Origin of the sequence: Bacillus sp. FSL M7-0791 (assembly GCF_038627085.1) — a bacterium.
Taxonomy (GTDB): domain Bacteria; phylum Bacillota; class Bacilli; order Bacillales; family Bacillaceae; genus Bacillus; species Bacillus safensis.
This window is the reverse complement of sequence record NZ_CP152022.1, coordinates 3,373,968-3,387,009: the sequence shown is the minus strand read 5'-3', so window position 1 is coordinate 3,387,009 and position 13,042 is coordinate 3,373,968. Positions and strand designations below refer to the sequence as shown.

Here is a 13,042-nt window from a genome sequence, read left to right as displayed (position 1 = left end):
ATGATTGAACAAGTAAGAACATTAATGGAAGAAAAACAGCTCGACGGTGTCTTGATTCAAAAGCGTAATAACTTCTCCTGGCTGACAGGAGGAAGAAGAAATCACATCGTGTTAAATACACCAGAGGGCGTGTGCAAGCTGCTTGTGTTAAAAGACGACATCGTCCTCATTGTGAATCAAATGGAAGAAAAGCGGATCATTGAAGAAGAGATGGCCTATATCGATCACCCATTTCAAGTGGTAACGATGGATTGGTTTGAGGATGATACGGCACACATTCAAACACTCACAAAAGACAAACGGATCGGGTCAGACATTCAAATGGATGGATTTGAATGGATCGAGCCGGATTTGTCGCAAGTCCGATCCATTCTTTCTGCATCACAGCTCCGCCAATATGAAACGCTTTGTCATGAAACAGCAGTTATTGTAGAGAGTGTCTGTAAAGAAATCGTTCCAGGACAGACGGAGCACGAAATCGCTTCGCTTGCGGCTCAAAAAGCGATCGCGCAGGGAATGACGATAGAAGTACTGCTTGTGGCAACAGATGACCGGATTCATCAATACCGTCATCCAATTCCGACAGACAAAAAACTTCAAAAGCATGCGCTTGTTGTTCTTTGCGCTGAACGGCATGGACTCGTGGCGAATGTCACAAGGTCTGTTTACTTCGGTCAGCTTCCAAAGGAGCTTGAAGAGAACAAAGAGCGGCTTGCCCGAATTGACACGGTCATGAATGCCGCCACGCGCCCTGGTAAGACATTGGGAGATGTATTGAAAGCAGGTATTGCTCAGTATGAAAAAGAAGGCTTCCCTGATAGCTGGAAAAAGCTTCATCAAGGGGGAAAAACGGGCTTTGTATCTAGAGAAATCATTGCAGTTCCCTCATCGAAGGAAGAAATTCAGCAGCAACAAGTGTTTACTTGGAACCCTTCATTGCCTGGATTGAAGTCAGAGGATACGATGGTCGTAGAGAAAGAGGGGAACCGCTTTTTAACCTATACAGGCAAGTGGACATACATTGACGTTGAGCATGAAGGGGACATCTATAGACGCCCTGATATTTTAGTGAGAGAAGAATAACTGCAGAATGCCGGCGCTGAGCCGGTTTTTTGCTGGAAGTCATTTAGCGGGATTCCACATATTCATCATGATTGCCAATTCTTACACCGCATAGTCAGAGGATCGATACTTTCTTTTCTTGTCAACTTGCGTTAAAATAAGTAAGGTTTTTGTTAAATGTGGGGATACCTATTTTGAAATTGTTTACCTAGATAAAATTTCATTAAGTTAAATTGAAATTTGACCAAACTTTTTTATTGTGGTAAACCTAAATTTGACAAAGTTCTTGATTGTTTGTCCTTTGCCTTCAACTCTCAACTTTTCAAAATCCTAGAAATTTATTGTGTGTGCAATAATATAAATTTATGTCGAATTTATGACATTTTGAGAGAAATCTGTTGAAAAATAAATGAACTTTTGAAAAAAGGGAAGCTAACTCTAACAGATTTTGATAGCATTACAAAGGGAAGAAAAGTTTTCGAAGGCAGATGGCTTTTCACAATTATTCAGCAATTTATACATTATTTAAGGAAGGATGGTGATCTTCTTGTTCAGAGCCATTAAACCTATGCTTTTATTAGCGATGCTCGTGAGTGTTTTTGTATTAGGAGGTTGCAGCAATATCGCTGTTTTAGATCCTAAAGGACCAGTCGCAGCACAACAAAAAGACTTAATCCTTTTATCTATTGGATTCATGCTCTTTATCGTTGGTGCGGTATTTGTACTGTTTACCATCATTTTGGTTAAATACCGTGAGCGTAAGGACGTTGGAAACGCCTCTTATAACCCAGAAATACACGGGAATACGCTTCTAGAAGTTGTCTGGACAGTGATCCCAATATTAATCGTTGCTGCTCTTTCGATTCCAACTGTAAAAACAATTTACTCTTTGGAAGAGGCACCTCAAGCAACAAGCCATAAAGATCCACTCGTCGTTTATGCGACAGCTGTTGATTGGAAATGGATCTTTAGTTATCCAGAGGAAAATATTGAGACAGTGAACTACTTAAACATTCCAAAAGATCAGCCGGTTTTATTCAAAATCACTTCCGCTGATACAATGGCATCACTATGGATTCCTCAGCTAGGCGGGGAGAAGTATGCGATGGCTGGAATGGAAATGGAACAATATCTTCAAGCTGATGAAGTAGGCACATACCAAGGAAGAAACGCCAACTTCACAGGCGAGGGCTTTGCTCAGCAAAAATTCAAAGTCAATACGATGACGCAGTCTGACTATGATAAATGGGTAAACAAAACGAAGAAAGAAGCACCAAAGTTAACGAAGAAAACGTATGACTACTTGATGCTTCCTGATGCTGCAGATGTGCAGACATTCTCATCAACACATTTATCCTTTGCGAAGCACGGAGAAGATTCTGAATATGCACTCCAAGCACGCAAACGTTTAGGTTATCAAGCAGTTTCTCCGCATTCCAAGACAGATCCTTTCGAGAATGTGAAGAACTATAAAAGAAAATTAGAAACAGAATAAACTGACTAAGGAAAGGAGGAGGCCGTTATGCATTTAAAATGGGATGAGTTTTTTGTAACTGGAGACCCATTAATTCTTGGTGCGCAAATTTCTATCGCTCTCACTTCCATTGCCATTGTGTTTGTTTTAACCTACTTTAAAAAGTGGAAATGGCTTTGGAAAGAATGGCTGACATCAGTTGATCATAAAAAGCTTGGAATCATGTATATCCTTGCTGCTGTGATTATGTTCTTCCGCGGTGGGGTAGACGGACTGATGATGCGCGCGCAGCTGGCGCTTCCTAATAATACGTTTTTAGATTCAAACCACTATAATGAAATCTTTACAACGCATGGTACGATCATGATTCTATTCATGGCGATGCCATTTTTAATTGGTTTAATCAACGTCGTTGTTCCTCTTCAAATTGGTGCACGTGACGTTGCATTCCCTTATTTGAACAACCTTAGTTTCTGGACATTTATGGTCGGAGCAATGCTGTTCAACATTTCCTTCGTTATTGGAGGATCACCAAGTGCAGGCTGGACGAGTTACATGCCGCTCGCCGGAAATGATTTCTCACCAGGACCTGGACAGAACTACTACTTGCTCGGGCTCCAAATTGCAGGTATTGGTACACTTATGACAGGTATTAACTTCATGGTGACCATCTTAAAAATGCGTACAAAAGGTATGACACTTATGCGTATGCCAATGTTTACATGGACAACATTGATTACGTCTGTCATCATCGTGTTTGCATTCCCTGTACTAACAGTTGCTTTAGCACTTATGACATTTGATCGTTTATTCGGTTCTGCATTCTTTACACTCGAAGCAGGCGGTATGCCGATGCTTTGGGCGAACCTTTTCTGGATTTGGGGACATCCTGAGGTATATATTGTTATCCTGCCGGCTTTCGGTATTTTCTCAGAAATCTTTGCGACGTTCTCAAGAAAGCAGTTGTTTGGTTACAAAGCGATGGTTGTATCAATTGTGGCAATCTCTGTTCTTAGTTTCCTTGTGTGGGTTCACCACTTCTTTACAATGGGGAACAGTGCAGCGGTTAACTCATTCTTCTCGATTACAACAATGGCGATTTCTGTACCAACAGGTGTGAAAATCTTTAACTGGCTCTTTACGATGTATCGAGGCCGTATCAGCTTTACATCACCAATGCTTTGGGCACTTGGTTTCATCCCGAACTTCGTAATCGGTGGTGTAACTGGGGTTATGCTTGCGATGGCAGCTGCGGATTACCAGTACCATAACACGTACTTCCTTGTATCCCACTTCCACTATGTATTAATCGCAGGTACTGTATTTGCTTGTTTTGCTGGTCTTGTTTTCTGGTATCCAAAAATGTTTGGTTACAAGTTAAACGAAAGAATCGGCAAATGGTTCTTCTGGGTATTCATGATCGGATTTAACATCTGTTTCTTCCCGCAGTACTTCCTAGGACTGCAAGGAATGCCAAGACGTATTTATACGTATGGACCAGAAGATGGCTGGACTGCACTCAACTTTATTTCAACAATTGGTGCATTTATGATGGGTATCGGATTCATCATCCTTTGCTACAACATTTACTACAGCTGGAGACACTCAAAACGTGAAGTGTCTGGAGACAGCTGGGGAGAAGGACGTACACTTGACTGGGCGACATCTTCTGCAATTCCGCCGCATTATAACTTTGCAGCACTTCCAGAAGTGACAACACCAGATGCATTCCATCATTGGAAGCAAAACAATGTGGACGTTCATCCTGAAAAAGAATTCAAGAAAATTCACATGCCGCATAATTCAGGCAGACCGCTGATCATGTCTGCATTCTTTGGACTTGGTGCATTCGGTCTTGTATTTGAATGGTACTGGATTGGCGTTATTGGCTTAATCGGTGTATTCGCAACGATGATTTTACGTTCATTCGAGTATGACGATGGCTACTATATTCCTGTTGAAGAAGTCATTGAAACAGAGAAAAAGAATAAGGAGGCGCAGAAGTAATGGGACATAATGATAGCAGCTATGCAAATGCACCGCTTGAATATCAGTCTGAAACCGGACGTTTAAACATCCTTGGTTTCTGGATATTCCTTGGCGCGGAAATCGTGTTGTTCTCAACACTTTTTGCGACCTACTTTGTTCTACATGGCAGAACAGCTGGCGGCGTTTTACCAGCTGAGCTGTTTGATATGAAGCTTGTATTGATCATGACATTCCTGCTATTGGTTAGTTCATTTACATGCGGGATTGCTGTTCATGAAATGCGCCGTGGAAGTACAAAAGGGGTTGTCATTTGGACGATTCTCACACTGCTTCTAGGTGCAGGCTTCGTTGGATTTGAGCTTTTCGAGTTCTTCCATTATGTACATGAAGGTGCGAGCATCCATACAAGTGCGTATTGGTCTGCATTCTTTGTACTTTTAGGAACTCACGGACTACACGTATCGATCGGTATCTTCTGGATTACCGGGATCTTGTTCCAAATTAAAAAGCGTGGATTAACTCCACAAACAGCAGCGAAGATTTTCATCTCAAGTCTATATTGGCATTTCCTTGATGTTGTATGGATTTTCATCTTCACAGCTGTTTACTTGATCGGATTAGGGGGGCTTTTGTGATATGGCTGGAAAAACACATTCCTCAGCAGAGCACGAACACTTCCCTTGGAAACACGTAGTTGGCTTTATCCTATCCATTGTGCTGACAGTCTTAGCATTCTGGATTGCGATTGGAGCTGAAATTGGCAGTTCCGCAAAGCTATGGATTATCTTTGGTTTTGCGTTCATTCAAGCATTCTTGCAGCTGTTCATGTTTATGCACATGACAGAGAGCGAAAACGGAACTGTTCAAGTCGGAAATACTTTGTTTGGTCTGTTCTGTGCGATTATCTTCGTCATCGGATCTGTTTGGATCTTTGCGGCTCACTACAGCCATGGAGAGAACAGTAAAGACGGGTATTCACCGTCTGCGCCAAAGCAGTCTGAGCATTCAGAGAAATAATAAAAAAACCACTCATCTCTTGAAGGTGAGTGGTTTTTATCATGATGGTGATAACGCTTCCAATAGTTGGGCGATATCTATCGGCTGCTGAATCTTTTGCGAATGAATGGAAGTCCGTAGATGAGGAACGCTGCAATGTGAGCCAAAATCACGTTAATGGCAAAGAATGCGATCATGAAGGTATGTCCTGCTGGAGATAAACTGCTTGTCATGTAAAGACCGAAGAAAATCCACATAATCATAATGGGTGGAATAGATGCTAATGCAATTTTTCTGTTTTCCAGCCATAAAAACAGGGGTGTAGCCGTTGCAATACATAGGTACGCAAAGAACATATCCATCGTATCCAACTCCTTTGTAAGTTGATATTCAAATCAAATGAGAGGTCAGGATGCAATTGTGTCTGTTTTTAGGAGATATTGTGAACATTTTGTTACAAGTATTATACCACAATTGACTTTGAAGTAAACGCAATAATTGGAAAATGGGCCTTATTCCATACAAAATGGTTTTATTCCTCTTTCCTCAGTGCAGCTTATCTCATCTGATGTTTACTTGTTATATCGCCACATAGGTCATTGAATTTTTCCCTTAAAATCTGTAAAATAAACTTTTTAAAGGACTTGAGATCGATTGAATGAAAAGTGTATAGAGGGATTTTTTCCTATTGTTAGGATGAAAAGTATTTCATTTTTTGAAAATTGAATGGAACCTTTCGGATGTATCTTCCGTCATATTTAAGGTGAGTTGATTTTGTGAAAATTTCAATCTAATATAAATAAGGGCTTTTATGTTTTGTAATAAGGGTGGTTAGTTCATGAACAAGCAGAATACATCTCCTTACTATCAAGGAGATTTGATTTTTATATTTTTAGCCTTCTTTGCCATCAGTATCATTGCGATTTATGCTGCGGGTCAATTTGGGCAGTACGGATCTAATGCGTGGACCAGACAGATCATATACTATATGGTCGGAGTTATATGTATTGTTGCTATTAATTATTTTGACTTAGAGCAATTAGAGAAACTGAGCTTATATATATTTATAGGCGGCATTATGCTGTTAATTCTTCTGAAAATCGCTCCTGCACAAATCGGAGGTCATGATTTTGCCCCAATCAAAAATGGTGCAAAAAGCTGGTTTGTGTTACCTGGAATAGGGACATTTCAGCCCTCGGAGTTCATGAAAATTGGTTTGATTATGATGCTCGCATCTGTTATTGGAAAGTCTTCACCTAGAGGAAAGCGGACATTAGAGGATGATATTTTCCTTCTATTAAAAATTGCCGGCGTGGCAGCTGTACCAGTTGGACTGATCTTCTTGCAGGATGCAGGGACTGCGGCTGTTTGTATGTTTATTGTTGTTGTGATGGTGTTTTTATCAGGGGTGAATTGGAAACTGATTTCTCTCATCGGTTCAGTGGTTGTACTATTGGTTGCCGCTGTGTTAACCGTCATCATTCTCTTCCCTGATTTTGCGAAAACAATCGGCATTCAACAGTACCAAATTAACCGGATTACCGCTTGGCTGCCTGATAGTTCTTCGACAGCCAACCAAGCACAGACGCAGGATGCATCTGGATCTGATAAATATCAAGTAGAGCAGGCGATTATGGCCATTGGTGCAGGGCAGATTTTTGGGAATGGTATTAAAAACTTAAAGGTCTACGTTCCTGAAGCACAAACGGATATGATTTTCTCCATTATAGGTGAAGCCTTTGGCTTTATCGGCTGTGCGTTTGTTGTGATCATGTTCTTCTTCTTGATTTACCGGCTTGTCGTACTGATTGACCGTATCCATCCTTATAGCCGATTTGCGTCATTCTTCTGCGTAGGATATACAGCATTGATTGTAATCCATACGTTCCAGAACATTGGCATGAACATAGGCGTGATGCCTGTAACAGGGATTCCGCTCTTATTTATCAGCTTTGGAGGAAGCTCTGTCTTGTCTGTCCTCATTGGATTTGGGATCGCCTATAACGCAAGCGTTCAATTAACGAAATATCAAAGTTATTTATTTAAATAAAACGGGTAAGGGCAGTCTAAGTATAGGCTGTCTTTTTTATGCGAGTTTTAATTTTTGAAAAGCCCTATGTCTTTGCCTTATGATAGAAGAAGTGAAGGAGGTCTTCGAATTGAACAAAACGATAGAAACCATATTAAATCATCGATCCATCCGTTCGTTTACAGACGAGCGTTTGACAGAAGAAGAGGTGCTGACACTGATCAAAAGTGCACAGGCTGCTTCGACATCAAGCTATGTACAGGCGTATAGTATTATTGGGGTGACAGATCAGGAGAAGAAGGCCAAGCTTGCTGAACTGGCTGGGAATCAGCCATACGTTGAGAAGAACGGGCATTTCTTTGTCTTCTGTGCAGACTTGAAACGCCATGATCATATTGCAAAAAAAGCAGGGAAGAATCATCAGGAGGCGCTTGAGAATACGGAAGCCTTTCTCATTAGCGTCATCGATGCGGCATTGGCTGCACAAAATGTCAGTGTTGCTGCAGAATCAATGGGACTTGGGATCTGCTATATTGGCGGACTGCGTAATCAGCTGAGAGAAGTCTCTGAAGTGCTTGAAACGCCATCTTATGTGCTGCCGTTATTCGGTCTGGCTGTTGGCCATCCAGCTAATCAGTCGTCACAAAAGGAACGGCTGCCAGTTGAACTCATATATCATGAAAATTCATATCAGCAAGATGAAGCGCATGTGGATCGTTATTTAAAAGAATACGACGATCGTATTTCCGCATATTATGAAGCACGAACAAACGGTGAGAGAAAAGATACTTGGTCTGAGCAGATGCTGCGGGGCTTCAGCCAGCCAAAGCGTGCCTTCCTTGGAGAATTTGTGAAAGAGAAGGGCTTTAATCGAAAATAAATAAGACATCCCCCTTTCCATTAAGAGAGGGGGATTTCTGTAAGAGGTGCAGCATAATGAAATTAAGTATACTGGATCAATCTCCTTTGATAGGAGGCGCTACGCCTGCTGAAGCACTGAAGCAGACGGTTGAACTGGCGAAGCAGGCGGAGAAGTGGGGGTATCACCGTTTTTGGGTATCAGAGCATCATTTTTCAAACCGGCTTGCAGGATCGAGTCCAGAGGTGCTTCTCGGCCATTTATCAGCCGTTACATCGCACATACGCATTGGCTCTGGCGGCGTTATGCTCCCGCACTACAGCGCCTATAAAGTAGCAGAGAACTTCAGGGTCCTTGAAGCGCTGGCTCCTGGCAGAATCGATCTTGGGATTGGACGTGCCCCTGGTGGTATGCCTATTTCCTCCATTGCCCTTCATCATGGGGAGCGAAAGCGTCTAGGCGACCAGTATCCTGAGCAGGTAGAGGAATTGAAGGTCTATTTACATGATCTAGCGGATGAATGTTACCCGCTGCCTCATTTGACTGCTTCTCCGAAGGTAGAGACAGCGCCAGAAGTATGGATGCTTGGTTCTTCTGGAGGGAGTGCAAGGCTTGCGGCGAAAGCAGGTGCAGGCTACACGTTTGCACTTTTTATTAATGGTGAAGGCGGAGAAGACTCTGTGGAGCAATATATCAATCGATTTGAACCTTCAGTATTCGGTGATCAGCCGCGAGTCAGTCTGGCAGTCTTTGTTTTATGTGCCGAAACGGAGGAGCAGGCAGAAAAACTGGCTGTCAGCTTAGATTTATCTTTACTTGCCAATGAACAGGGGCTGAATCTTGAAGGCTTTCCTTCATATGAAGAGGCACAGTCGTATTCCTACAGTCCTTATGAACAAAAACGAGTGGCTGCCAATCGTCAAAGGATGGTCATTGGAACACCAGCATCTGTGAAAAAGCAGCTGACCACACTCGCGAAGGCTTATCGGACAGAGGAATTGATCGCTGTAACCATCACACATCACTTGCAAGACAGGCTCACATCGTATCGTTTATTAAAAGAAGCCTTTGATGCATAACGTATGTATATTTATCGCCTGCGGAGCCAGTACAAGGGGAAAAGGAGCATCATGGTGAGGAAGAAGGCGGCTGACACCAGCAGGCTGAGCGGATAGATACAGGAAGCATAAACAGTCAGCTCGCATGCTTGTTGAAAAGGACGAGGCTGCTTCGTATGTAAAAAGGTTAGAAAATAAACCAATGTGATCGTCAGAAAAAAAGCAGTAAAAAAAGAAACGATCCATAGCAATATCAACATGAGTTTCTCTTTCCTCCATATATGATCGAAAAGCCTTGATGAGCTTATCCGCTCATACAAGGCTTTTCTTGTGATTCACATTTATTCAGGGTAAATTTCGAAAGGTTCCTTCGTTTGTACGGTATCTGATTTTCCTTTCAAACTTGCATACGCAAGCATTGTATACTCACCAGCTTCAAGCTTCTGGCCTTGATTGATTGTGCCATTCCATTTTACGCGGTGCTCTCCTTTATCAACATGTTGATAAACACCAGCTTCACCTAAATACTCTCCATCGGTCGAGTAGACAAGGAATGCAAGGTTCTCAGCACCGCCAGGCAGGTAGCTGCTAATGACATAGCTTCCAGCACGATTGTCCGGCTCTACGGAAACAGAAGTGACGCGCGGATAATCAGGCTCTTTCACAATCAATAAAGTAGGGATTTCCGTGACCTTTCTGCCATTTTCGCGAATGGTGATGCTGCCTTGGTACGTCCCTTTTTTGGTTTTTCCGTAATTCACCTGGACTGCGGAAGTAAAGGATCCAGTGGAATTCCCTTTGACGGTGATTTTTTTCGTTCCGTTTGTACTAATGCCGCTGCCATTGAATTTGTAATCAATGGTATACGTTTTCGGTGCTTTTGAAAGGTTTTCTACCTTAAATTTCTTCGTTTTGATTTGAACGCCTTTTTCCTTTAAGAAAGTGCCGTATGAATAGCTCGCATCAGAAACGATAGAAGACGCTTGAAGTGATTCCATGATTCGAACGCTGCCTGTTCCTTGTGTGTTATGAGGGAATGGGCTGCCATTTGCGTCAAATAGTTTTTCTGCTGTATTCATCAGCAATGCTTTGATTTGTTCAGTTGAGTACGATGGTTTTGCTTGTTTGATGATCGCTGCAACTCCTGCCACATGCGGAGATGCCATACTTGTTCCTTGCTTAGAACCATATCCGTAAGGCTGAGAAGGATCATGTGTTGGGATCGTACTCACAATGCTGACACCGGGTGCTGATAAATCAGGCTTAATCATCCACGTATCCACAACCGGTCCGCGGGATGAGAAGTCAGCGACTTGCTCACTAAGTTCTTTGACAAATTGAATGGAGAAAGCCGTTGTATCGTTTCCAGCCTCAATGGCTTTGATAAGCGCTGTTCCTTCAGCCTTTGACAGCTTAATTGTAGGAAGTGCGAGACCTGGTACGTCGACTGGAATCTCTCCATCGGTATTGTTATACATCACAACGCCGATTGCACCAGCGGCTTTTGCATTGTCGACTTTATCCACAAAAGCAATGGCACCACGTTCAATCACGGCCACCTTTCCTTTAACATCGATGTCTTCAAATGCCTTTTCGTCACCGATTCCTGCTTGGACGAGTGTGACTTGTTTTTGGTCAAGCGCTTTTAAATCACTCTCTTGGTAGTATCCCATGACTTTTGCAGTAGAATAATTCGGGAATTTCACATTGTAAAGGCTGTACGGAAGCTGGGTTGCTCCGACAGAAATGGCTTCTCTTGACGTGCCGGGAGAACCGACAGTCCAGTTGTTAGGACCGCTGTTTCCATTCGAAGTAACAGCTACAACGCCTTCAGACATGGCCCAATCGAGTGCAATGCTCGTTGCATAATCAGGGTTATTGACACTGTTTCCAAGAGAGAGGTTCATGACATCTGCTCCGTCAGTAACAGCCCGGTCGATGCCTGCAAGAACGTTCTCAGTTGTTCCAGATCCACCTGGTCCAAGTACACGGTATGCAAGAAGTGTGGCATCCTTTGCGACCCCTTTAATTTGTCCATTTGCCGCAATCGTTCCTGCAACGTGTGTGCCGTGATCTGTGGATTCGCCTCTAGGATCTCCTTTAGGTGTCTCTTGCGGAGAATAATCATTATCAACAAAATCATAGCCTTTGTATAAACCGAAGTTTCCTTTTAAATCAGGGTGGGTATAGTCTACTCCAGTATCAATGACTGCGACTTTGACCCCTTTTCCAGAATAGCCGGCATCCCATGCTTTTGGTGCACCGATAAATGGAGCGCTCTTATCCATAAGCGGGGAGACATCTTCGTTTGGAAGCTGGATGCTTTCCTTTTTCACTTCATCGGTTTTATATGTAACATCCGGATAAACGGCTTTTACTCCATCAACTGCGAGCAGCTTCGGGATTTCGTTTGCAGGAAGTTTCATAGAGAAACCAGAGAAGACTTTTTCATATTCTTGACGAACACTCGCTTTATCTACCTCTTTGAGTGCTGCGTTCTTTACTTTTGTTCGAGATTTTTTGAGGGAGGCTTTTGTTTGTGATTCGCCTTCTTGCTTGGCTTCAACTAAGGATTTTTCCTTTAATTCAACAATGACAGTGGTTTGTTTTCTCGAGTTGACATTGATTTCACCGAAGATTTCTGCTTTTTCTAGTTCCATCTTTTTGTTAGATGGAGCAGCAGCAGCCTGTTGACCGGTAAAGAATGTGGATAAAATAAAAATAGTGGAGAACAATAGAACAGAAGAACGAGATATGACCTTTTTCATTAATTTTCCCCTTTCTAGCTGTGTTTTTAGGGAGATAGCCTTTCTTTTTGTGGATAAATAGGAAAGATTCACTGCCCGTTATTAAGTATTCAATACGTTGAAAACAATTCCTTTACTAAAATGGTCTTATTTTACATAGTTATAAAGAACTATTTTGTTTATAAAGTCGCACTTATTCACAAATGTCTGTTGATAACTCGATTATTCAGATACATATATGGAAAATAAAAAATTCACATACACAAAATCTAGTAACAGGGTGTTGATATGTGGATAAATCCTGTTGATAAGGTGTGCTTATCTTTGGGATAGCGTGTGTATAAAATTTTCAATGAAACATCCAGGCACATGATGATCTTCTGCACTTTTCAACAAAACTTCTGAAAACTAGTTTGTTTTTTCACCCAGATTGTGACAAACCTCTCTTTTTTCTCGGGATATGATAGGAGCAGTTGTTTTGCTAGAGCTGCTAGATTCTAAGAAAAGCGGAGGGATGTTCAGTGAAGAAATTAAAAAGCTGGTTGAGCGTATGGTTTGGTTTCATGATGAATGTGCTTGTGAACCCTGGTGTGATGATGAAGAATCAAGGGTTTCAGACGGCCGCGGCAGATGCTGGATTCTTTCAAGTAGTGAAAGAGAGAGAGCTGGAGAAGCTGGCAGAAGAACATAAGAAGAAACGCAGGGCAGAGAAGCGGTTTACTCAAAGTCTGATGATGCTTGAAGAGAAGACGATGCGAGAGGCGCGTGCTGGTCCGCTCTTACCTTTACAGAAAAAGTGAAACAGGGTAAAATCCCACATAAGAAATG

11 protein-coding genes are annotated in these 13,042 nt (G+C 42.2%); 9 read left to right on the top strand and 2 right to left on the bottom strand.

The genetic code is table 11. The features are described 5' to 3' along the window. From MHI08_RS17415 to qoxD, 5 genes are all read left to right on the top strand, one after another. Positions 1 to 1,083: a M24 family metallopeptidase gene (locus MHI08_RS17415; protein ID WP_034621901.1), complete on the top strand. Its 1,083-nt coding sequence runs from the start codon at positions 1 to 3 to the stop codon at positions 1,081 to 1,083. Positions 1,084 to 1,600: 517 nt separating this feature from the next. Next, positions 1,601 to 2,557, top strand: a complete 957-nt coding sequence (qoxA, locus tag MHI08_RS17410; protein WP_342499818.1) for a cytochrome aa3 quinol oxidase subunit II — start codon at positions 1,601 to 1,603, stop codon at positions 2,555 to 2,557. A gap of 27 nt (positions 2,558 to 2,584) precedes the next feature. Then, entirely contained in the window at positions 2,585 to 4,543 is a 1,959-nt protein-coding gene (qoxB, locus tag MHI08_RS17405) for a cytochrome aa3 quinol oxidase subunit I (protein WP_024423835.1), read from the top strand. After that, a complete protein-coding gene (gene qoxC / locus MHI08_RS17400) occupies positions 4,543 to 5,160 on the top strand; it encodes a cytochrome aa3 quinol oxidase subunit III (protein ID WP_024423834.1) in 618 nt (205 codons plus the stop codon). The genes qoxB and qoxC overlap by 1 nt, the downstream gene beginning before the upstream one ends. Position 5,161: 1 nt before the next feature. Continuing rightward, positions 5,162 to 5,542, top strand: a complete 381-nt coding sequence (qoxD, locus tag MHI08_RS17395; RefSeq protein WP_012011667.1) for a cytochrome aa3 quinol oxidase subunit IV — start codon at positions 5,162 to 5,164, stop codon at positions 5,540 to 5,542. A 77-nt stretch (positions 5,543 to 5,619) separates the two neighbouring features. Here qoxD and MHI08_RS17390 read toward each other — a convergent pair whose 3' ends face one another. Continuing rightward, the gene (locus MHI08_RS17390; RefSeq protein WP_008345491.1) at positions 5,620 to 5,883 is read right to left on the bottom strand and encodes a spore morphogenesis/germination protein YwcE; all 264 of its coding nucleotides are present in this window, start codon (positions 5,881 to 5,883) and stop codon (positions 5,620 to 5,622) included. A 476-nt stretch (positions 5,884 to 6,359) separates the two neighbouring features. Between MHI08_RS17390 and MHI08_RS17385 the strand changes: the two genes are divergently transcribed. The 3 genes from MHI08_RS17385 to MHI08_RS17375 all read left to right on the top strand — a co-directional run bounded on the left by MHI08_RS17385 (position 6,360) and on the right by MHI08_RS17375 (position 9,488). Next, positions 6,360 to 7,571: an FtsW/RodA/SpoVE family cell cycle protein gene (locus MHI08_RS17385; protein ID WP_342499817.1), complete on the top strand. Its 1,212-nt coding sequence runs from the start codon at positions 6,360 to 6,362 to the stop codon at positions 7,569 to 7,571. Positions 7,572 to 7,680: 109 nt separating this feature from the next. Next, positions 7,681 to 8,430 (top strand): oxygen-insensitive NADPH nitroreductase, encoded by a 750-nt coding sequence (gene nfsA / locus MHI08_RS17380; RefSeq protein ID WP_039182366.1) that lies wholly within the window; start codon positions 7,681 to 7,683, stop codon positions 8,428 to 8,430. A 56-nt stretch (positions 8,431 to 8,486) separates the two neighbouring features. After that, the gene (locus tag MHI08_RS17375; protein WP_342499816.1) at positions 8,487 to 9,488 is read left to right on the top strand and encodes an LLM class flavin-dependent oxidoreductase; all 1,002 of its coding nucleotides are present in this window, start codon (positions 8,487 to 8,489) and stop codon (positions 9,486 to 9,488) included. 320 nt (positions 9,489 to 9,808) lie between these two features. Here the strand turns inward: MHI08_RS17375 and MHI08_RS17370 are convergent, their stop codons facing one another. Continuing rightward, positions 9,809 to 12,235: a S8 family serine peptidase gene (locus MHI08_RS17370; RefSeq protein ID WP_041115423.1), complete on the bottom strand. Its 2,427-nt coding sequence runs from the start codon at positions 12,233 to 12,235 to the stop codon at positions 9,809 to 9,811. 500 nt (positions 12,236 to 12,735) lie between these two features. Between MHI08_RS17370 and MHI08_RS17365 the strand changes: the two genes are divergently transcribed. Then, positions 12,736 to 13,014: a hypothetical protein gene (locus tag MHI08_RS17365; protein ID WP_034621898.1), complete on the top strand. Its 279-nt coding sequence runs from the start codon at positions 12,736 to 12,738 to the stop codon at positions 13,012 to 13,014. Positions 13,015 to 13,042 lie beyond the last annotated feature (28 nt).

Bases quoted from the DNA above. Each gene is read 5' to 3' on its own strand.
- MHI08_RS17415 (WP_034621901.1), top strand. From the start codon at position 1: ATGATTGAACAAGTAAGAACATTAATGGAAGAAAAACAGCTCGACGGT.
- qoxB (WP_024423835.1), top strand. From the start codon at position 2,585: ATGCATTTAAAATGGGATGAGTTTTTTGTAACTGGAGACCCATTAATT.
- qoxC (WP_024423834.1), top strand. From the start codon at position 4,543: ATGGGACATAATGATAGCAGCTATGCAAATGCACCGCTTGAATATCAG.
- qoxD (WP_012011667.1), top strand. From the start codon at position 5,162: ATGGCTGGAAAAACACATTCCTCAGCAGAGCACGAACACTTCCCTTGG.
- MHI08_RS17390 (WP_008345491.1), bottom strand. From the start codon at position 5,883: ATGGATATGTTCTTTGCGTACCTATGTATTGCAACGGCTACACCCCTG.
- MHI08_RS17385 (WP_342499817.1), top strand. From the start codon at position 6,360: ATGAACAAGCAGAATACATCTCCTTACTATCAAGGAGATTTGATTTTT.
- MHI08_RS17375 (WP_342499816.1), top strand. From the start codon at position 8,487: ATGAAATTAAGTATACTGGATCAATCTCCTTTGATAGGAGGCGCTACG.
- MHI08_RS17370 (WP_041115423.1), bottom strand. From the start codon at position 12,235: ATGAAAAAGGTCATATCTCGTTCTTCTGTTCTATTGTTCTCCACTATT.